We start from the raw sequence: 19,315 nt of genomic DNA, 5'->3' as shown, positions 1-19,315 counted from the left end.
CCGATGTGTTATATCCTATTTACTCCCCGGCATCATTCTCGCCTTCGTTGTCGTCCAGCAGCATTATTGGTCGGTCAAATGCCGCTGCCAGGCGGCTGCGGATGCGGTTGCGCCGGTATTCACTGCGCCGGAAGTCGGCCTTGACGGCCTGTTTATCGGTTTCCACCCGGTAGCTATCCAGCGGGCCTTCGATGGTGTAGTAGAGATTAAAAAAGCCGTTGCGGGCGGGTAGCGGGTCGAGGCTGCGATCGTGCCGGGCGATCTTGTTAGCTACCACCTGACCCGCATTCACGCGTATATAGTACTCCAGGTATTGGTCGAAGGTGTGACTGCCACTCAGTGTCAGGTTGATGGCGCTGCTCTGTATGAACATCGCCGGGATGTAGATCGTCCGGTCCTTGATCTCGAAGTAGTTGGACAGCCGGGTAAAACGCACTCGCTCGAGGTCGCCGGACTTCAGTGCGAAGGCAAAGTTCTCCAACAGTTCAAAGTCGCGAAGTTCTCCGTCCCCGATCTCCAGTGCAGCCAGGGCAGTGAAGCGCTCGTAATCAAAATTACCCAGTTCGTCGTAGTAGAGGTCGAGGAGTAGATTGGCGTTCATTCGTCCCTGGATATTGTCCGCCGTCAGTACCTCCTGCTCGAAGTCTTCCAACTGATAGAAGAAGGTCGGCGCATCGATATCGCTGGCCGAAAGCCGAACCTTGCTGTGGGTAGTTTCCCGGAAGAAGGTGGAGGCATCCACCCGGAATTGCCCATCCATCGCGTCGGTAATTCCTCGTATTTCAAGCTGGCCACGGTAGAACTCCAGTTGCCCCCGAAAGTCCTGCCCCTCCATCCGGTCCCACTGCCAACTCCTAATCGCCGCTTCGAAGCTGCCATCGAGGAGGTCGGTAATTCGGGCGCGTCGGGCGATGTCCCGGCGGGTCAGGCTATCCCGACTTTCTCCTTCGTCCGCCGCCGCCTGGTCGGCTTCACTACTCGTGAAAAGGGCCAGCATGTCATCGATGCTGAGCTTGTCGCCCTGCATGCTGCCCACGAATTTTAGGGATGCATCCTTTGAGTTGAGACTGTCAGCCAGCAGGACCGGCAGGTAGTTGGTGGTCTCGCCGTTGAGTACAAAATCGCTGCTCTCGGCCACTACCCGGAGGTTTTCCACCTTCAGCCGATTGTCGGAGAGCTTGAGCACCCCGGTTGGCAGGTTAAGCTGTCGGTCATTAACAACGAATTTGCCATCTTCCACTTGTACGATCCCTACCGACGATACCCGACCCATGCGCCGGGCTTCGATCATATCCGCGTAGCGCCCTTTCAAACGGAGGTTGGTGAAATAGATCATTCCGTCGGACTCCATAGCCCGATCGTCGGGAAGGAAGGCCGGAAGGGTAGCGAGGGGCAGGCTGCCATCCGCGGAAAAATCGATCACCGGATCTTTTAGGTCTTCCAGGCTAAAGCGCATACGGAAAGGCTCGCCGCGGAACGTGCCCGAGAATTCGTCAACCGCGAAGGTCTGCACGCCGCCACGCGGCCCGTCCAGATAAGCAAAGGTGGCCCGTAGCTCAATGTCCCGGGCGCCCAGATTGATACGGGGGCTGCCGATACGACCGTCGGAGAAGCCCAGTTCCCCGTCGATGCGCGGATAGTCGGTCTGTGTCCAGTTACCGGTAATGGTAGCGGCCAGACTGAGGTCACCCTCAGTATCCCATTCGGCTATTGTGCCCGTCACGGTGGCCGGCAAGAGCGCCACTACGTCTTCCAGGCTTCCCGTGGCACTGCTTAAGCGGAGGTCGCAGGACAGTCCCGCCTCCGTGGGAGTCAGGCTGCCCGTAGCCGAGACTTCGAGATCCCGCACGCTGAGCCGTAGCGGCGAGAAGGTATACGAGCCCCGCAGGTTATCGATCGTGGTCTGACCGGACAGCTCCAGCGACTCCCGCCCCACGTAGCGGGTACCGTCCAGATCTACCTGCTCCACGCGCAGGGAGGCATCCGTATTCAGGGTGTACTGCTCCGCGCTAAAGTCTCCGGTGAGCCGCCCGGTTTCGACGAACACCGATGCTTGGGTACGCAGCTGCCGGTCGTCATACTGAAAATGAACCTCGTTGAAATGGGCTTGCTCGACGGCGAAACTGACGGACATCTTACCTGCGCCGCCGCCGCCCGCATCACCTACCGGCGTATAGCCGGCTACCTGATAATTGGTGTTGCCATCGACATCCGTAAGCAGCCATAGATTGCCCCGGTCCACCCGGAATCCCTTTATCCTGGTCTTGCCGAAAAGGCTGCCGAGGTCCAGCAAGCAGCCCACGCGATCGGCCTGAAGCAGCGGATGGCCGTCGCTTCCCTGCACGTTTACGCCGTGGAGATCGACCGACAGGTGGGGGAAGGAACGCAGGAGGCTCAGATCGTATTCATCCACTTCGATCTTCGTGGGGAAGCGTTCGTTGAGGGAGGCCACTACCCGGGCGGCGATGGGATCACCGAAAAGTTGGACAGCTACGAAGAGGAGCAGCAGCAGGCCGAGGACGGTAAGGACGAAATTTCGGAGAATGCGCATAGCGTCGGGATGACCCCGGGCATCACACGTGGAGGCCGGGCACTGCGGCTAGAACGTCCCGCAGGCGTGCTTCATTGGCCGAACTCAGCGGAACCAGCGGTACCCGGAGGTAATTTTCGCAGAGCCCCAGGGCGGATACGGCGGCTTTAATGCCCACCGGATTGCCCTCGCAGTAGAGTAGGGGGTGTACGTCCAGCGTGTCGAAATGCAGTTGTCGGGCCGTAGCGACATCGTTGTCGAGGGCGGCCCGGACCATCCGGCTGAAGTGGTCGGGCAGGGCATTGGCAATGACGCTAATGCCCCCGTGGCCACCCAGGGCAATCATGGCCGTGGTCAGGGGGTCGTCGCCGGAAAGTACGCCGAAGTGGTCGGGGCGGTGGCGGAGGATTTCGGTGGCCTGGCTAAGGATACCACTGGCCTCCTTGACGGCGGCAAAACGATCGCTCGCCTCCGCCAGGCGCAGGATGGTTTCGGGGAGTACGTTGCTGCTGGTTCGTCCCGGAACATTATAGATAATGAGGGGGCGGGGAGCCACTTCCGCTACCTGCATGAAGTGCTGGTAGATGCCTTCCTGCGGCGGCTTGCTGTAGGCGGGGCTGCTGGACATGATGCCCGCCACGCCGTCGAAGTTATAGCCGGCGATGAAGTTGGCCAGTTTTTCGGTGTAGTTACCGCCGAAAAACCCGGCCACGACCGGGACGCGTTCGTCGACGTGCCGCAGGGTGAAGTCGAGTACCTCACGGCACTCCTGGGTGCTCAGGGTGATCGCTTCGCCCGTCGTGCCGAGGCAAACCAGGTATTCAACGCCTCCCGCAATGACGTAATCGATCACCCGACCGAGGGCGGGGTAGTCGATGGATTTGTCGGCTTTGAAGGGAGTGATGAGTGCAACGCCGGTACCGCTGAAAAGAGGGGAGGCATCATTCATTGGTGAACGTGAAAGTTTTTTCGATCATGGCCATCTGCGCGCGCAGATCGTCGGCTACGGGGAAGAAGCGGATGTGGTAGAAGTTATCGGGCTCGGTATCGGGTCCTACACGGAGGCCCGCCGGTGTTACGGCGGCGAGGTAGTCCAGGATGGCGTGCCGTGGGGGCCCCAGGCGGATAAGTAGGTCGGGTTTGCTTTGCCGCAGGTCGTCGACGGTCGGTCCTTCGGGAACCCCGTACCAGTTCAGATTTTCCACGGTGACGGCCTTGAAGGAGAAGCTGGTGGCGCCGACCTCGTGGTCGAAGTAGCCAATCAGCGTTACCCGCCGCCCTGCTTCCCCCGGAGGCTTCCAGCTTTCCAGGAACTTGCGGTCTTCTGCGTTATCGGCCGGAAACAGGATAACGATCCGCTGGGCCGTACGCAACTGGACGGGCTCGCCGGAAGGAGCCTGGGTGGCGGTTTTTTCCCGTTCCTGTCGCAGCCGGCGGGCAAAGAGCCGGGATTTTATTTCTTCCAGGGGAGCCATATCAACTGGCGTGGGTGACCTGTCCGATACGAACGTACTTATCGATGCGGTCTTCGACCATTTGGTCGACCGACTTTTCCTGTATGGCCGCGATGGCCTTTTTGAGCTGACGCTTGAGGGTCTTAGCCATCTCTTCGGGGGCATTGTGGGCGCCACCCTGGGGTTCCTTGACGATTTCGTCGACGATGCCGAATCCCTTCATATCCTCGGCGGTCAGCTTCAGGGCGTCGGCGGCCTTTTCTTTATAGTCCCAGCTGCGCCACAGGATACTGCTACAACTTTCGGGGGAGATGACCGAGTACCAGGTGTTTTCGAGCATCATGACGTGGTCGCCTAGCCCGATGCCTATGGCCCCTCCACTGGCTCCTTCTCCGATGACCGCGCACACGATGGGTACGCGCAGTTGCGCCATCTCGAAAAGATTCCGCGCGATGGCCTCGGCCTGTCCGCGTTCCTCGGCTTCGATGCCGGGGTAGGCGCCCGGGGTGTCGATCAGGGAAATGACCGGGAAGCCGAAGCGCTCGGCCATTTTCATTAGCCGAAGGGCCTTGCGGTAGCCTTCCGGATTGGCCATTCCGAAGTTGCGGTACTGGCGCATCTTGGTATTGACTCCCTTCTGGTGGCCAATGATGACGACGGTTTGTCCGTCCAGGCTTCCGATACCGCCAACGACGGCCTTGTCGTCTCCGTAATACCGATCGCCGTGAAGCTCGACAAACTTTCGGCACATCTGCTCGATGTAGAAAAGGGTATAGGGACGTTCCGGATGCCGGCTTAGCTGTACGCGCTGCCAACCCGTCAGGTTGCTGTAGATATCGCGTCGGGTTTGCTTGATCCGACCTTCCAGCTCGTCGATGGTAGCCTGCATGTCGACCACCCCGTCTTCGCCTACGTCCTTTACCTTTTCCAGCTGTTCGTAGAGCTTCTCGAGGGGCTTTTCAAATTCCAGAAATACCATTTAGGGTGTTTTGTTGGCTAGGACTTGATACGGGGTGCGGGGTGCTAGCGCAATTGAACCTTGGCCGAGCCCAGAAGTCCGATGTCCGTGTAAATTTCGGCGCGGTAGAAGCCTTCCTCCAGTTTGTCGTCTAGTTCGTGGGTGAAGGTCAGACGTTGGTTGCGTTCCACGTTAACGTCTCGGCCCTCGAGGGCGATGATGTCCTTCTCAGCGCCATTGACGATGACCTTCGTCTGAACCGGGTTTTCGCTGATGACCGGGGTGGCGGATTCGTCGGTCAATACCAGGAAGATGGGCCGTACACCCAGGAAGTCCTCGGGCACATTGGTCAGATCGAAGCTGACCGATATCCGGCGGGCCCGGTTGGCGTTGGCGGTTGCCGAACCGTTCTTACGCAGCAGGTCCACCTGCATGGCCGTAGCGCGGAAGGCACCGAGGGTCATGCGTTCCAGGTCCGCTTCCATACTGGCGTTCATGCGGTTCAGGTTTTCGTTTTCCTTGGTCGCTTCATACACCTCGGTCTTGGCGGTGGATAGGTCCCGGCGCAGGGTAACGTTGCTCTCGCGCAGGCTTTGATTCTCTTCTTCGAGTTCGGTGATACTGGTTTCCAGCATCGTACGTACGTTGATCAGATCCTCGATCTGCAGGCGCATCTGGTAGGCGACGTTATTGTCGTTTTCCCGGGAGCGCTGCGCCTGCCGCATATCGTAGAGCGCACGCTTGGCGGTTTCCTGGGCTTCGGTTAGTTCTCCCTGTAGTTCGGCATTTTCGTCGCTGACCTGGGAGAAAGCCGTCTCCAGGCTGTCTACCGACTGCATCAGATTATCGCGGAGGACCGCTAGTTGGTCTGCTTCGGCCGATTTTTCCGTGTAGTTAGCCTCCAGTTTGCTTTTCGTGGTGAACCCCCAAATGAGGGCACCGGCGAAAAGTAGGGCAAGCAGGATGGCAATTATGGTGAGCGTACGTTTATTCATGTGGGCAGCGCCTGTTGAAAGCGCAAATTTACAATCATATTTCCGGTTCTCCGGCAGGACGGGGTTAATGCGCCAACCCTTGCCTAAATCCAGTGTCGGCTCCGGAACCAGCCCAGCATCCCCAGGATGACGGTTATCATGACCCCCCAGAGGACGAAATAACCATAGCGGGTAGTGAGTTCCGGCATGTATTGCCAGTTCATCCCGTATACCCCGACCAGAAAGCTGAGGGGGATGAAAATCGTCGAAACGATCGTCAGCGTTTGCATCACGCTGTTCATGCGAAAGCTGATTTCGCTGACGTAGAGGTCGTACAGGCCGTTGGTTACGTCGCGGTAGGTTTCCACCAGATCCGTGATCTGGATAACGTGATCGCGCAGGTCGGCTACGTAGACCTGGGTATCTGCCGAGATCAACTTACTCTCCGTGTCGCTGAAGCGATTCATGAGTTCCCGCAGCGGGCTGATGCTCTTCCGCAGCGTCAGCAATGCCAGGCGCAGATCGTGGATCTTGGACTTGGTCGACATCTCCGGCGACCGCATGATGATGTCCTCCAGTTTATCCAGCTCCCCCTCGATCTGATCGATGACGGTGAAGTACTTGTCCACTATGTTGTCCACGAGTGCGTACGCCAGGTAGTCCGCCCCGCGACTCCGGATGCGCCCGCTAGCGGTTTCGAGCCGCTTCCGCACGCTTTTGAAAAGGTCGCCGGTATCTTCCTGAAAGGTCAGGACCGTTCCTTCCGTGAGGTAAATACTTACCTGTTCGATGCTCAGATCGCGGGTGGTGGGCTCGAAGGCAAAGGCTTTGATCACGATCAGCACCCCATCCTCGAATACTTCCATCTTGGGGCGCTGCTGCACGTCTACGACGTCCTCGAGCCCCAGGGGATGCATGCCGTGTTCCTTTCCGAGCCGTTCGACCAGTTCCACGTCGTGCAGGCCCCGCATGTCATACCAGAGCGTTGCCTGCTCCGTTTTCGGAACGGGAATGGCGTCTTCGGCGGTCTGTACATCGAAGAAGTTGCCGTGGTACTGGGTGAGGTGCATGTGCACGTCCTCCGTCTGCCGCTGGCCGGTGTACACCATCGTGCCGGGAGGCGCGCCGGCCTTCCGGCGAGGGAAAATGGCCTTTTCTTCCTTCGATCTGAGCAGGCTGGAGATGCGCATAAGAAGTTTTTTGGCGCCGGAGCGCAGGTGTAAGGTAGTTCGGGGGAGTCAATGTACGTCAGTCTCCGTGACACCTGGTTCGTAGGTAAGGAGTAGCTGGGGTGCGGGGGTATGAGGTGCGGGGTGCGGGGTGCGGAGTGCGGATGGGGTGTGGAGCCTATAAGGTTGCCCGATGCAAGGTATGGGGGGCGGGGGCAGGGGAGGGGCAAAAGTGGGTGGGAGTCCCACCCAGGCCGCCGCCGCACAGCTCCCTCCATGATACCCGACCACCGCCCACTACGGTTGCCGCCTTTCCATGGGGTGGAAAGGATCAGGGGGAGAAATAACGAATACGCACGGTCGGTCCGGTACCAGATGGCGGTGCGGTATTGTCTATGATGGTGTGAAGCAACGGCCTTTCGTGACATCGGGCAAGGCAAGGCAGCCACGGCAGGTTAATACTAAGTTACGCACTTACTATTAAACAACAAAATGTTGGTTAAACCTTATTCTGTACAACTACGGTAATGCACCATCCAACCATCAACAAGCGGTGATCGCATCACCTTCCGGCGTGGTAATATTGGTAAGCCAATCCAGGAGAGGAGGCTATTTCTCCGGTAGCTCCTGCTGGCCGAGCCAGCCGGTATCGAAGTTGCCGTCGCGGAAATCCTGTTGCCGAAGCAGCCATTGGTGGAAAGGAACCGTGGTCTTGATGCCCTCCACGATGAATTCGTCAAGCGCACGTTCCATCTTCGTGATCGCTTCGGCACGCGTTGGCGCCCGGACGATCAGCTTGGCGATCATGCTGTCGTAGTAGGGGCTAACCGTGTATCCGGCATAAACGTGGGTATCGACGCGTACGCCGTGTCCCTTCGAACTGTGGAAGCTGTTGATCTTGCCGGGGCTGGGGCGGAATCCGTTCCAGGGGTCCTCGGCGTTAATCCGGCACTCGATGACGTGGCCCTTCGGCAGGTAATTTTTGCCCGAAAGCCTTTCTCCGTAGGCCACCTTGATCTGTTCCTTGATCAGGTCGTGGTCGATGGATTCCTCGGTCACGGGGTGTTCGACCTGGATCCGGGTATTCATTTCCATGAAGTAGAAATTCCGGTCTTTGTCGACCAGGAATTCCACGGTGCCCACGCCCTCGTAATCGATCGCTTCTCCGGCCTTGATCGCCGCCTGCCCCATACGCTCGCGCAGGTCGTCGGTCATAAAGGGACTCGGACACTCTTCCAGTAGTTTCTGGTGGCGCCGCTGGACGGAACAGTCGCGTTCGCTCAGGTGAATCACGGTGCCGTACTGGTCGCCGATCACCTGTATTTCGATGTGGCGGGGCTCGACAATGTACTTCTCCATGTAAATGCCGTCGTTGCCGAAGCTGGCTTTCGCCTCCTTCTGCGCACTGGCGTAGAGTTCGGTGAATTCCTGCTCGTTGCGAACGATGCGCATGCCCTTACCACCACCGCCGGCCGTAGCCTTGATCATGACCGGGTAGCCCATCTTTTTAGCGCGCTGTATACCGTCTTCCGCACCCTTCAGCAGGCTACCGTCGCCTGGCACGGTGGGTACACCGGCCTTGATCATGGTATCCTTGGCGGTGATCTTGTCACCCATCGTGCGGATCTGCTCGGGCTTGGGGCCGATGAACTTTATGCCGTAATCCTGGCAAATTTCCGCGAAATCAGCGTTTTCACTCAGAAAACCATAGCCGGGATGCACGGCATCCGCATTGGTGATTTCCACCGCGGCCATGATCTTCGGTATGCTCAGGTAGCTATCGGCCGAGGAGGGTGGGCCGATACAAACGGCTTCATCGGCAAAACGAACGTGCAGACTTTCCCGGTCTGCCGTGGAATAGATGGCCACCGTTTTGATGCCCATTTCCCGACAGGTGCGGATAATGCGCAGGGCGATTTCGCCACGGTTGGCAATCAGTATCTTATTAAATTTTTTGGGCATAAAGCTAGGAAGGGTCTACCAAAAACAGGGGCTGGTCGTACTCAATGGGCTGAGCGTCCTCGATGAGAACCTTGACGATTTTGCCACTGATTTCTGATTCGATTTCATTAAACAACTTCATCGCTTCGACAATGCAAACCGTGTCTCCCTTGGAAACGCGATCGCCAACCTTGATGTAGGCGGGCTTGTCCGGGGAGGAAGACCGGTAGAAAGTGCCGATCATCGGCGACTTAATCGGCACCAATTTCGATTCATCCGTACTGTCACCGGATTTCTCTTCCGACGGCGACTGCTTTTCCCCACCGGAGGCGGGGGCGGGGGCTGGTGCCGCAGCAGGTTGGGTCGCCATGCCGGGTGCCATCGTCGGAGCGGGCACACTAATAATGGACGGAGCAGCGGGAGCGGGAGCGGCCTGCTCGGTGGCCGCCCGGTAGGATTTACCGCGAATGTGCAGACTTACCGTCTCGTTCTTGTATTTGAACTCGGATAACTCGGTCTTGGCGACGAGTTTGATCAGTTCCTGTATTTCTTTCAGCGTCATGGAAGGCATTCTAAAGTTTATACACGGCTCATGTAGGAACCACTACGAGTATCTATCTTGATTTTGTCACCCGTGTTCACGAAAAGGGGGACCCGCACTTCAGCGCCCGTCTCTACCGTGGCCGGTTTAAGGGTATTCGTAGCCGTATCTCCCTTCACACCGGGTTCGGTGTAGGTCACTTCCATCTCAACGTACTGAGGCAGATCGACCGTAAGGGCGGTATTGTCTTCGGTATTGTAGAGGACCTCAACCGTATCTCCCTCCCGCATGAAGCCGGGGTTTTCGATAAGCGCCTCCGGAATGGTGGCCTGTTCGAAGCTTTCCGAGTTCATGAAGTGGAAGCCCATGTCGTCCTTGTACAGATACTGCATTTTGTGGCGCTCCACCCGCACTTCCTCCACTTTGTGGCCGGAGGGGAAGGTTTCGCTCAGGACGCGACCCGTACTGAGGCTTTTGATTTTCGTGCGCACGAAAGCAGCACCCTTGCCGGGTTTAACGTGCTGAAATTCAACGACGCTGTAAATGTCGTTGCTATGGCGGAAGGTAAATCCGTTCTTAATATCCGAGGTTGAAGCCATGTAAATCGGTTTTTCGCCGGGCCAATGTAAGCAAAGGGACCGGATCGGTTAAGGCAGCGCGAAGATAGCTTTTAAGTCCCGTTTCCCTTTTCTTCGCTCAACAATTGATTATCCGCGAAACTGTAGTAGCGATGGTTGGCTACGATGATGTGGTCCAGAATGTGTAGATCCAGACTGCGGGCGGCCCGGCAAAGTTTGCTGGTCAGCCGTACGTCCGCCGTACTCGGATGGGCCTGGCCGCTGGGGTGATTGTGTGCCAGCACCAGCGAGGTCACGCTGCCATGCTGCAGGGCGGTGCGAAAAATTTTCTTTGCATCGGCTACCGTTCCCGTAGTACCTCCGTTGCTGACCAGGTGGGTACCTAACAACTGATTGGCGCGATTGAGGCACAGGATGTGAAATTCTTCATGTGACAGGTCACCGAGCAGAGGATGCAGGTGGTGAAAGCATGCCTCGCTGTTATCCAGTGTCGTTCGCTGGCGAGGCATTTTACCTGCGCGCCGTCGCCCTAATTCAAAAGCGGCCACCAGCTGCGTTGCCTTGGCAGCGCCGATGCCTTTCGTTCGCACCAGATCCTGCAGTTCCATGCGGGCCAGGTCGTGCAGATCGTGATTAGCGCGGCGAAGTAAACTACGTGCCAGGTCCAGCGCCGAAACGCCCGGCCGGCCGCTGCGCAGCAGAATGGCCAGTAACTCGGTGTCGGAAAGGGCGCGGGGGCCGCGAGCCAGCATCTTTTCGCGGGGCTGGTCATCGGGTGCGAGATCGCTGATCATTAAAACAGCGGAACTTGGAGAATACATCAACGGTGGGGTTAGAGGGGCCACCGGGAAAGCAAATCGTGCAACGTCAGCTAAAGTAAAGCAAAAACCGATAGCCAGCTATTTTTCCATTTCGGAATAGATCTTCCCCCGGCTGTATTCATTCAGGACGTGCCGTACGGTACCGGTCAGGTTGGGGGGTAAGTTGTTATAGGGATGCCATTCCACGTTCTCGAATTTTTTCAGCTCCTTGCTTTCCGGCTCCCCTTCGTAATGGTGTGCCCGGAAATACAGAACGATGCGGTGTTTCTTCCCCTTCTTCTTGTACCGCTTGTGCAGTACGTGGACCAGGCTCAGATCCGTAGGAGTGAGTTCGATGCCGGCCTCTTCGAAGCTCTCCCGGATCAGACTTTCCAGAGCGTATTCCTGGCGTTCGATGGTACCCCCGATAAGGCTGTAATTACCGCCGTTTGGCTTGGTCTGTTTGAGGAGAAGGATGCGGCCCCGATCTTCGAGAATGAGGCGAGCCTTCAACGAAACTTTAAACTTGGCCATGGCGAGGAATGTAAAACAGGCGAATACGGGGGAGCGCGAATATACCCAACCACGGGCAGTCTCGCCGCGTTAATGCCGTAGCTACTAACTTCGCCCCTGGTTATTAACCTGTATTCTATGCGCCACGATAGTGTTCTACAAGCCATCGGTAACACGCCGTTGATCCGGCTCGACCGGATATGTGGCGCCCGGATTCCCGCAACCGTCTACGGCAAGATGGAATCCATGAACCCGGGCCAGTCCGCGAAGGACCGCGCCGCGCTCTACATGATCGAACAGGCCGAACGAAAGGGTCGCATCCAGCCGGGAGCCACCATCATCGAGGCAACCAGTGGGAACACCGGCTTCAGTATCGCCATGATCGCCGCCATTAAGGGGTATAAGTGTATTCTGACGCTCACGGATAAGGCCGGCCCCGAAAAGCAGGCGCTGCTCAAAGCACTCGGTGCGAAGATCGTGCTGTGCCCGAAGGATGCCGCCCCCGAAGATCCAGAGTCCTACTACAGTCGTGCCGAGGAACTGGCGGGCACCATACCCAACAGTATCTACCTGCGTCAAAACTGGAATTTGGACAACAGCGGTGCGCACTACCACAGTACCGGTCCTGAAATATGGAAGGACACGGAAGGTAAGATCACCCATTATGTATGCTGCGCGGGTACCGGCGGAACGCTTTCGGGCACCGCGCGATACCTGAAAGAGCAAAATCCAGACGTCAAAATCGTGGGTGTCGATGCCTACGGTTCGGTGCTGAAGAAATACTGGCAAACCGGGGTTTTTGATCCCGATGAAATCTTTAGCTGGAAAGTCGAAGGTTTGGGGAAAACGATTATCCCGGATAACGTGGCCTTCGATCTTATCGATGAGTTCATCAAGGTCGGCGACCGCGCCGCCGCCCTGCGCGTACGCGAATTAGCGCAGCGGGAAGGCCTGCTGCTGGGCTACAGCAGCGGAGCGGCGCTGGAAGCCGTCTTTTCCATTCGGAAGCAACTAAGCCCAGAGGATACTGTTGTCGTACTCTTCCCCGATCACGGAAGCAAATACCTTGGTAAGGTTTTCAACGACGCCTGGATGCAGGAGCAAGGTTACCTCAAGCCAAACGGTGAGCCCGCTACTTATAGCGTGAAACACTTACAGCGGATGTATCGGGTTTACAAGCGCATGTACGGTCGCAAGATCAAGCAGCGCCTGAACTTAGTCTAGGCCGCGTGTGCGGCCCAAACCTGTGAACTGACGAATGTATTGCAATGAAAACCCGGACACAAAAATTTAAGTCTAACGCGGAGGTGTCTCCGCCGATGTTTGAAAACAAAATTCTCAACCGGCTTTCCCAGACGCACATTGCCACCCCAATTGCCATCTTCCTAGTCTATGCCATCGGATTGCTATGGTACACGGAAATAAGCACGGAAATTCCACCCCTGCAGGTTATCGGTCTCTTCTTCGCCGGGATACTGGGTTTTACCTTTACCGAATATGCCGTTCACCGGTGGATCTACCACCCTCCACACGGCGCTTCGGAAGCCTACCGGCAGGCCACCTACAAGATGCACGGCATGCACCACGACTACCCGAAGGACAAGCGTCGCCTGGCGATGCCGCCCATTGTCGCGATCGTGCTGGCCACCGCCTTGCTGTTCCTCTTCGAGCTCGTACTCGGAGAGTACAGCTTTAGCTACCTGGCCGGATTTGTAGTGGGTTACGCCCTGTACCTCATGGTGCACTATACCGTGCACATGTACGCACCGCCCCGCAACTTTCTGCGTACCCTCTGGGTCAATCATTCCATTCATCACTACAGTGAGGATGAAGTGCTTTTCGGCGTAAGCCAGCCCCTCTGGGATTACGTGTTCGGCACGCTTCCCCGCACCGAAAAGGACAGGCGGATGGCAAAGGAAATCCACCGGTAGTTTGGGGGCAGCCTATATCGAGCAGGTGCATGATGTCACCCGCCTGGTTCCACCGGGGCGGGTCACTACCTACGGAGCGATCGCCGACTTCCTTACGCTAGGCAGTGCACGGATGGTCGGATGGGCTCTCTTCAATTCCCTCACCGCCGATGATGTTCCCGCCCACCGGGTAGTCAATCGTAAAGGGGAACTCAGCGGCCGCAAATATTTCCGGACACCAGACGTGATGCAATCGCGCCTCGAAGCGGAAGGGGTTGTGGTTATTGACGACCGTGTTGTCGATTTCGAACGGGTTTTCTGGTCACCCACGGAGTTGCTTGACCAATGACGGAATTGTCCCTCGAAACCGCCACGGATATCTGCTCCGTAGCCATCGTCCGCAGCGGTACCCTGGTCGCCGAAGCGATGGCAACCGAAGTGCATCAACACGCCAGCCACCTGACGCTCCTTATAAAGCAAGCGATGGAGGAGGCAGGCCTTTCGTTTACCGAAGTCGATACGCTCGTGCTGAGCGACGGACCCGGAAGTTACACCAGCCTGCGGGTTGGTGCGGCTACGGCAAAGGGACTGTGCCTGGGGATACCGCGGCTTCAATTCTACACGGTTCCCACCCTCCACGCACTGGCCGGCGCGGCGGATGGAATGGGGGCTGACCGTATCCTGGCAACGATCAATTCCCGCAAGGGAGAAGTGTTCGGCCAGCTCTTTCGCGCGCGGGATCTCTTTCCGGAAACCGAGGTGCTCAACGTGCGCCTGACCGATCCGAAATGGCGGGGCAGGCTACTAAAGGGAGCGGGCTTAGGCCATATCGCGGTGTGCGGACCCGGGCAGGCTAGGGTACGGGAAGCCCTTGACGGAGATAATGCCTTCACGTTTACGGAACCCGAGACGGCCCTGGCCCGCTATCTCCTGGCGGACAACATTCGGGAGTCACGCCAGCAACCGGATGTCAGCGCCTACGAACCGTTCTACCTGAATGCCCCCTTCGTTACGCGCTCTAAAAAGAAACCGCTGCTGTGAGCGAACGCCGCTACTTACTCGAATTGGCCTACCGGGGAACGGCTTATGCCGGTTGGCAGCGGCAACCAAACGCGGTTTCGGTCGAGGAGACTATCGATACGGCACTATCCACGATACTGGGTGCCGAAATTAAGCTGGTAGGATGCGGGCGGACGGACGCGGGGGTACACGCCAGTGATTACGTCGCCCATTTCGATTATGCCGGTGCGTTTCCGACGCGATTTCTGGCGCGCATGAATCGCTTCCTCCCCGATGACATTGTTCTGTACCGCTTATGCGAAGTGGATAACGACCTGCACGCTCGTTTCAGCGCTACCGGGAGGAGCTACGAATACCGGATTTCCCTGCGCAAAGATCCTTTCCGTACGGATACCGTAGCCTGGCTTCCGGCCTATGGCACCCTCGACCACGAGAAAATGCAGCAGGCGGCGGCGCTGCTCCCGAGATATAATGAATTTTCGCCGTTTTGTAAATCGAACAGCGACGCATTTACCATGATCTGCTACCTTTCGGAAAGTCATTGGACGTTCACGGCGGACGAATTATGCTACCGGGTATCCGCCAATCGCTTCCTTCGGGGTATGGTAAGACTGATCGTTGGTACCTGCCTGCAGATAGGAGCGGGCAAGTTGAGCGTAGATGACCTCCGCACTTGTCTTGACCGCCAGGAACGCCTGCCGCGTCCGCTGAGTGCTCCGGCGGAAGGCTTATTCTTAACGTCGGTCGTTTATCCAAGTCGAACCGCCTGGCAGGAACTTTCGTACTAAAGTTGACTATCTTATCTTTGCGTACTTGGTCTATTGGCCTGGCAGATTTGGTAGAAGGCTAAACCCTGCACTCTATTAACCCGCGTGTATGTTTGTATTTATACTCAGCTTTCTGATCTCATTCGCGCTTGTTTTCGCCATCATGCCCAGCGTGATCCGCATAGCCGTTGAGAAGAAGCTGGTCGCGACGCCGGAGGCCCGCAGCAGTCACCATACCATCACGCCCTGCCTCGGTGGCATCCCGATTTTTCTGGGTATCCTGTTCTGCTCCCTTTTGCTCACCCCGATGCAGCAGTGGGAAAGCCTGCAGTTTATCCTCAGTGCGCTGGTCATCGTGTTTATGATCGGTACGAAGGACGACATAAGCCAACTTAGCGCGGGAAAGAAAACGGGGGGCCTGGTCATTGCCATCGCAATTCTGGTTACCCGGGGTGGAATTCGGCTGGAAAGCCTCTACGACCTCTTTGGGGTCAATGCACAACTGCCTTACTGGCTCTCGATTGCCGCCAGCGCCTTTACGCTACTCGTAATCAGCAATGCATTCAACTTGATTGACGGAATCGACGGGTTAGCCGGGACGGTAGGCATCATCGGCATGCTGACCTTCGGAACCTGGTTCTTCGTGGTCGGAAACGTATACCTGGGTATTCTCGCGCTGGCGGCCGCCGGGGGCATGCTCGCGTTTTTGTACTACAATATGTCGAAGACGCAAAAGACCTTCATGGGGGATACCGGTGCACTGGTCATTGGAATGCTGCTTGGCATTATGACGGTTGAGTTCATCGATGTCTGTTCCACCGCACCCATTCGGTCGTCCTACCGCTTCGTCAATCCGATCTCGGTAGCCGTTGGCATCCTGATCATTCCTCTCTTCGATACCATCCGGGTTTTCATCACCCGCACCCTCCGCGGGGTAAGCCCCATGAAGCCCGACCGGCGACACATCCATCACCTGCTCATCGATTCTAATTTCAGCCACGTACAGGCGACGTTCATTTTGGCGATGGTCAACCTGGGATTCATCAGTTTGGCCCTCTTTCTGGACCCCCTGCTCAATCTGCACGCTATCTTAAGCATCGAGATCGGCTTGGCCATTATGCTCACCTATCTGTTGCATCGCCATATGATTCGGATCCGCCGGGAAAAACAGAACGTGCAAGTGACCGAGCCAGCGCGCGTACCCCAAACCGTGTGACCTGGTTCCTGGTGTTCTTAGGCGGCGGCCTTGGTGCCTCGGCCCGCTATGCGCTCGCCCAGATGCTACCAGCCGGCACTACGGAGAGCTTCCCCTGGGCGACCTTCGGGGCCAATTTTTTAGCCTGTATCGTGCTGGGACTTGGCCTTTCGCTAGCCACGAAACAGCAAATATCTCCGGGCCAGCAGCTCTTACTGCTCACTGGCTTCTGTGGGGGCTTCTCCACCTTCTCCACCTTTTCCGCAGAACTGCTCGCGCTAATGCAGGAAGGTCATTTACTGATGGCCTCGCTGTATTTGGCAGCTAGCCTGATAGTGGGAATAGGAAGTATCTTTTTGGTGCTTTACTCCACCTCGGCCTCCGCGTCCTGATTTCCATCTCGGTAGCGACCCATATTGATCAGAATGGCGGTACTGATGAAGAACAGCGAGCCTACCTTATCCGTCTCCAGCAGGTCGTTCAGGATGCTGAAAGCACCGACTACGATTACCGCCAGTAACCCGGCTAGGGCGGCTGCTTTCGCCTCCGGGACCGTCTGTTTCCGGTAAAGCGACTGGCCGTAGTACAGGATGCTACCTAAGAACAGCAACAGAAAAAACAGGCCGGGAAGACCCTGCTCCACGGCGGTCATTAAGAAGTAGTTGTGGATACCGCTGCGCTCCGGGTTGTCACTGACGTACGTTCGAAAGTTGTTGTTTGTGTAGCCTCTGTAGGTTTCGACGAAGTTGCCGGGACCAAAGCCGACAATCGGGCGGTAGGGCACCATATTGCCGCCCGCTACCCAGCGGTAAAAGCGTTCCATAGTGCTGATGTCTTCCAGCTTGTAGGTGGCGGAGATCAGATTGTCGAATTCCTCGTGGGATATGGTGTTATTAAAATCGGGCGCATACTCCAGATACCGATCGCCCTGCACCAGGTAAACCGTTACACCGACGGCGCCCGCGAAAGCAAGCACCATGGCCGGCCGCAGCAGGATTTTCTTTATGATATAGTAAGCCAACACGATTAGAACCAGGGCCACGTAGGCCGCTCGCGTGTAGGAAAAAAAGATGCCCAGTAACCAGACGGGACCGATACCATAGACCAACCACCGCCACGAATGACCGCGCTGGTATCGCCGGTATACGAGGTAGCCAAACCAGGGGGTAAAGGTCGCGAGTGCTCCCGCGTATGCAACGTGATTACGCATGAACGGATGGAGCGTCCGGAACTGATCCGTAAAACTGAATCCGTAACCCGCGTGCCGGATAAGCGATTGTAGGGCAACAAAAAGCAGGGGCCAAAAAATGCAGTGTGCGAAAATCAACACCGACCGCGGCGTTCGCAGCAGCAGCAAGGGCAGCAAAAAAAACGCACCGATGTACCATAGTTTGGCTAGTGCGAACTTGATGCTAACCAAGCCTACCTCTCCAAAGAGACTCGTAAAAAGAATCCACCCGACGTGGACGTAAAGCAACAGGGAGATAGGGTGTAGAAAGGCGCCGCGATCGTATTCGGGCCAGTGCCGGGCGGCGTGCAGGATGAACAGGCCGGTAAGGCCGATGGCTATAGGTTCCGTAGGCAGATCGGTACTCAAACCACCGGGTAACGCGATTTCCGCACCCAGTGGAATCGAAACCAGCAGCAACCAAAAGAGCGGCCGAAAATCCAGTATAGCCTTACCGATTACCAGCACCAGCACCGGTACGCCGGCCAGCCAGTACTGCTGGCTGACCACGGCCAGAAGCAGACAGAGCAGCCCAGCCGTCGCGTATGCGAGGTAGATGCGGAGCGGCCAGCCCATTAGCGGGTGATCCTTCCCCAGTCGTAGCGCCGGCCCGAATCAATTAATAACGCTCCCACCACGGCCAGAATGAACGTTACCATGGTCACGCCGACCACGATCAGCCACCGGATGGGGAAACTCTTGACCAGCGGAACCGTCGCTTCCTCGATGACCTCCATCGTACTGCGCTCGCCCACAAGAATGGTCTCGTACTGTTTCAGGCGCGTCCGGCTCTGCGTTAGCTCGTCGTTGGTCCGTAGGCGTTCCTCCTGCATATTATCAATACGACCGATGCTGGCATTCAGCCGTTCCAGTTGCTGGTCAATCGCTTCCCGACTGCGGCGCAAGCCACTCAGGTCAACCGACAATTTTACAATGCTGTCCCGCGTTCCCCGGCTGCGGAACTCTTCCAATCTCGCCTCCGTCAGCGCGATGCGTTGATCCACCGAGGAGGAAGTAGTCGCCAGCACCTCACTCTGGGTTTCGGTATTGTACACCCCCGACTCCTGCCGAATTTGGGACAGCCGCTCGTTCAATTCATCGAGCCGTCGCTGCCCGTCTTCGACTTCGCGAAGCAGGCCTGCGGCGTTTCGCCGGTGGGTAGACCGGATTAGCGCCAGGTTGATCTCGTCGACCCTTCGCCGGGCGGCCCGCGCCATATCGGCCGCGCGCAGTGGGTCCTTATCCTCGATCGTCAGTTCAATGACATCGCGTGGGTTGCGCTCGATGTCGTAGTGGCTGAGCAATTCCTCGGCAACCCGCACCGGACCTTTAGCGGTGGTACTGTCGATCTCGTAGACGCTATACAGGTTGAAGCTATCGACCAGAAAATCGATGACCTCGTTGCTTTCCGCGACGGAGAGTAATCGGTCTATATCGTCGCCCGTTCCGTAAAACTGTACGCGCTGGCCCGTATTGCCAAAGGTGCTTTCTATAGATATCTGTTCCGGGCTGAGCGCCACGAATGACGTATATCCGGTATAGTAAACGGGCAGTAATAAGGATACGACGATCGACAGTATCGCCCCTGCCGCGGTAGTCAGCAGGATAGGCTTTCGCCAACGCCAAAGCGTGCGCAGCACCCCAAGGAGATTGTCGGGGGGTGGGGATGTCGGATTTCGGGATACGTGCATAGACAGTATTGGGGCTAGGCTGCGCGCAAAGGTAAGCACAGGCTTT

20 protein-coding genes are annotated in these 19,315 nt (G+C 57.1%); 7 read left to right on the top strand and 13 right to left on the bottom strand.

What is annotated here, in order from left to right; translation table 11 throughout:
- Positions 1–19: 19 nt before the first annotated feature.
- The 11 genes from DRW39_RS09550 to DRW39_RS09500 all read right to left on the bottom strand — a co-directional run bounded on the left by DRW39_RS09550 (position 20) and on the right by DRW39_RS09500 (position 11,479).
- Positions 20–2,551: an AsmA-like C-terminal region-containing protein gene (locus DRW39_RS09550; protein ID WP_116106816.1), complete on the bottom strand. Its 2,532-nt coding sequence runs from the start codon at positions 2,549–2,551 to the stop codon at positions 20–22.
- Between the two features lie 22 nt (positions 2,552–2,573).
- Positions 2,574–3,479 carry a 4-hydroxy-tetrahydrodipicolinate synthase gene (gene dapA / locus DRW39_RS09545; protein ID WP_116106815.1) on the bottom strand — a complete coding sequence of 302 codons (906 nt, stop codon included), beginning with the start codon at positions 3,477–3,479 and terminating at the stop codon, positions 2,574–2,576.
- Complete coding sequence (locus DRW39_RS09540; protein WP_116106814.1) at positions 3,472–4,005, bottom strand: DUF6913 domain-containing protein; 534 nt, start codon at positions 4,003–4,005, stop codon at positions 3,472–3,474. The genes dapA and DRW39_RS09540 overlap by 8 nt, the downstream gene beginning before the upstream one ends.
- Position 4,006: 1 nt before the next feature.
- A complete protein-coding gene (locus DRW39_RS09535; protein WP_116106813.1) occupies positions 4,007–4,963 on the bottom strand; it encodes an acetyl-CoA carboxylase carboxyltransferase subunit alpha in 957 nt (318 codons plus the stop codon).
- A 44-nt stretch (positions 4,964–5,007) separates the two neighbouring features.
- The gene (locus DRW39_RS09530) at positions 5,008–5,937 is read right to left on the bottom strand and encodes a hypothetical protein (RefSeq protein WP_116106812.1); all 930 of its coding nucleotides are present in this window, start codon (positions 5,935–5,937) and stop codon (positions 5,008–5,010) included.
- Between the two features lie 83 nt (positions 5,938–6,020).
- A complete protein-coding gene (corA, locus tag DRW39_RS09525) occupies positions 6,021–7,106 on the bottom strand; it encodes a magnesium/cobalt transporter CorA (protein WP_116106811.1) in 1,086 nt (361 codons plus the stop codon).
- A 588-nt stretch (positions 7,107–7,694) separates the two neighbouring features.
- Positions 7,695–9,047, bottom strand: a complete 1,353-nt coding sequence (gene accC, locus DRW39_RS09520) for an acetyl-CoA carboxylase biotin carboxylase subunit (RefSeq protein ID WP_116106810.1) — start codon at positions 9,045–9,047, stop codon at positions 7,695–7,697.
- A gap of 4 nt (positions 9,048–9,051) precedes the next feature.
- Positions 9,052–9,588 (bottom strand): acetyl-CoA carboxylase biotin carboxyl carrier protein, encoded by a 537-nt coding sequence (gene accB, locus DRW39_RS09515; RefSeq protein ID WP_116106809.1) that lies wholly within the window; start codon positions 9,586–9,588, stop codon positions 9,052–9,054.
- A gap of 17 nt (positions 9,589–9,605) precedes the next feature.
- Positions 9,606–10,166: an elongation factor P gene (efp, locus tag DRW39_RS09510; protein ID WP_116106808.1), complete on the bottom strand. Its 561-nt coding sequence runs from the start codon at positions 10,164–10,166 to the stop codon at positions 9,606–9,608.
- A 71-nt stretch (positions 10,167–10,237) separates the two neighbouring features.
- Entirely contained in the window at positions 10,238–10,966 is a 729-nt protein-coding gene (gene radC, locus DRW39_RS09505; protein WP_116106807.1) for a RadC family protein, read from the bottom strand.
- Positions 10,967–11,044: 78 nt separating this feature from the next.
- Positions 11,045–11,479, bottom strand: coding sequence for an NUDIX domain-containing protein (locus tag DRW39_RS09500; RefSeq protein ID WP_116106806.1), 435 nt, complete (start codon positions 11,477–11,479; stop codon positions 11,045–11,047).
- 117 nt (positions 11,480–11,596) lie between these two features.
- Here DRW39_RS09500 and DRW39_RS09495 point away from each other — a divergent pair, with 117 nt between their 5' ends.
- From DRW39_RS09495 to crcB, 7 genes are all read left to right on the top strand, one after another.
- On the top strand, positions 11,597–12,682 hold the full coding sequence (locus tag DRW39_RS09495) for a PLP-dependent cysteine synthase family protein (RefSeq protein WP_116106805.1): 1,086 nt from the start codon (positions 11,597–11,599) through the stop codon (positions 12,680–12,682).
- A gap of 44 nt (positions 12,683–12,726) precedes the next feature.
- Positions 12,727–13,389, top strand: coding sequence for a sterol desaturase family protein (locus DRW39_RS09490; RefSeq protein ID WP_116106804.1), 663 nt, complete (start codon positions 12,727–12,729; stop codon positions 13,387–13,389).
- Between the two features lies 1 nt (position 13,390).
- Positions 13,391–13,717 (top strand): MGMT family protein, encoded by a 327-nt coding sequence (locus DRW39_RS09485; protein ID WP_116106803.1) that lies wholly within the window; start codon positions 13,391–13,393, stop codon positions 13,715–13,717.
- The gene (tsaB, locus tag DRW39_RS09480) at positions 13,714–14,409 is read left to right on the top strand and encodes a tRNA (adenosine(37)-N6)-threonylcarbamoyltransferase complex dimerization subunit type 1 TsaB (protein WP_116106802.1); all 696 of its coding nucleotides are present in this window, start codon (positions 13,714–13,716) and stop codon (positions 14,407–14,409) included. The genes DRW39_RS09485 and tsaB overlap by 4 nt, the downstream gene beginning before the upstream one ends.
- Positions 14,406–15,176 (top strand): tRNA pseudouridine(38-40) synthase TruA, encoded by a 771-nt coding sequence (gene truA, locus DRW39_RS09475; protein ID WP_116106801.1) that lies wholly within the window; start codon positions 14,406–14,408, stop codon positions 15,174–15,176. The genes tsaB and truA overlap by 4 nt, the downstream gene beginning before the upstream one ends.
- 88 nt (positions 15,177–15,264) lie before the next feature.
- On the top strand, positions 15,265–16,371 hold the full coding sequence (locus DRW39_RS09470; RefSeq protein WP_116106800.1) for a glycosyltransferase family 4 protein: 1,107 nt from the start codon (positions 15,265–15,267) through the stop codon (positions 16,369–16,371).
- Positions 16,368–16,742, top strand: coding sequence for a fluoride efflux transporter CrcB (crcB, locus tag DRW39_RS09465; RefSeq protein WP_157976028.1), 375 nt, complete (start codon positions 16,368–16,370; stop codon positions 16,740–16,742). The genes DRW39_RS09470 and crcB overlap by 4 nt, the downstream gene beginning before the upstream one ends.
- Here the strand turns inward: crcB and DRW39_RS09460 are convergent.
- A complete protein-coding gene (locus tag DRW39_RS09460; RefSeq protein WP_116106798.1) occupies positions 16,715–18,154 on the bottom strand; it encodes an O-antigen ligase family protein in 1,440 nt (479 codons plus the stop codon). The two genes, crcB and DRW39_RS09460, sit on opposite strands and share 28 nt — an antisense overlap.
- Positions 18,154–19,269, bottom strand: coding sequence for a hypothetical protein (locus tag DRW39_RS09455; protein WP_116106797.1), 1,116 nt, complete (start codon positions 19,267–19,269; stop codon positions 18,154–18,156). The genes DRW39_RS09460 and DRW39_RS09455 overlap by 1 nt, the downstream gene beginning before the upstream one ends.
- Positions 19,270–19,315 lie beyond the last annotated feature (46 nt).

It is taken from the genome of Lewinella sp. IMCC34191 (assembly GCF_003390935.1).
In the GTDB taxonomy this organism is placed as follows: Bacteria; Bacteroidota; Bacteroidia; order Chitinophagales; family Saprospiraceae; genus Neolewinella.
This window is presented reverse-complemented; position numbering and strand designations above follow the sequence as displayed.

Bases quoted from the DNA above. Each gene is read 5' to 3' on its own strand.
- DRW39_RS09550 (WP_116106816.1), bottom strand. From the start codon at position 2,551: ATGCGCATTCTCCGAAATTTCGTCCTTACCGTCCTCGGCCTGCTGCTG.
- dapA (WP_116106815.1), bottom strand. From the start codon at position 3,479: ATGAATGATGCCTCCCCTCTTTTCAGCGGTACCGGCGTTGCACTCATC.
- DRW39_RS09540 (WP_116106814.1), bottom strand. From the start codon at position 4,005: ATGGCTCCCCTGGAAGAAATAAAATCCCGGCTCTTTGCCCGCCGGCTG.
- DRW39_RS09535 (WP_116106813.1), bottom strand. From the start codon at position 4,963: ATGGTATTTCTGGAATTTGAAAAGCCCCTCGAGAAGCTCTACGAACAG.
- DRW39_RS09530 (WP_116106812.1), bottom strand. From the start codon at position 5,937: ATGAATAAACGTACGCTCACCATAATTGCCATCCTGCTTGCCCTACTT.
- corA (WP_116106811.1), bottom strand. From the start codon at position 7,106: ATGCGCATCTCCAGCCTGCTCAGATCGAAGGAAGAAAAGGCCATTTTC.
- accC (WP_116106810.1), bottom strand. From the start codon at position 9,047: ATGCCCAAAAAATTTAATAAGATACTGATTGCCAACCGTGGCGAAATC.
- accB (WP_116106809.1), bottom strand. From the start codon at position 9,588: ATGACGCTGAAAGAAATACAGGAACTGATCAAACTCGTCGCCAAGACC.
- efp (WP_116106808.1), bottom strand. From the start codon at position 10,166: ATGGCTTCAACCTCGGATATTAAGAACGGATTTACCTTCCGCCATAGC.
- radC (WP_116106807.1), bottom strand. From the start codon at position 10,966: ATGTATTCTCCAAGTTCCGCTGTTTTAATGATCAGCGATCTCGCACCC.
- DRW39_RS09500 (WP_116106806.1), bottom strand. From the start codon at position 11,479: ATGGCCAAGTTTAAAGTTTCGTTGAAGGCTCGCCTCATTCTCGAAGAT.
- DRW39_RS09495 (WP_116106805.1), top strand. From the start codon at position 11,597: ATGCGCCACGATAGTGTTCTACAAGCCATCGGTAACACGCCGTTGATC.
- DRW39_RS09490 (WP_116106804.1), top strand. From the start codon at position 12,727: ATGAAAACCCGGACACAAAAATTTAAGTCTAACGCGGAGGTGTCTCCG.
- tsaB (WP_116106802.1), top strand. From the start codon at position 13,714: ATGACGGAATTGTCCCTCGAAACCGCCACGGATATCTGCTCCGTAGCC.
- DRW39_RS09470 (WP_116106800.1), top strand. From the start codon at position 15,265: ATGTTTGTATTTATACTCAGCTTTCTGATCTCATTCGCGCTTGTTTTC.
- DRW39_RS09460 (WP_116106798.1), bottom strand. From the start codon at position 18,154: ATGGGCTGGCCGCTCCGCATCTACCTCGCATACGCGACGGCTGGGCTG.
- DRW39_RS09455 (WP_116106797.1), bottom strand. From the start codon at position 19,269: ATGCACGTATCCCGAAATCCGACATCCCCACCCCCCGACAATCTCCTT.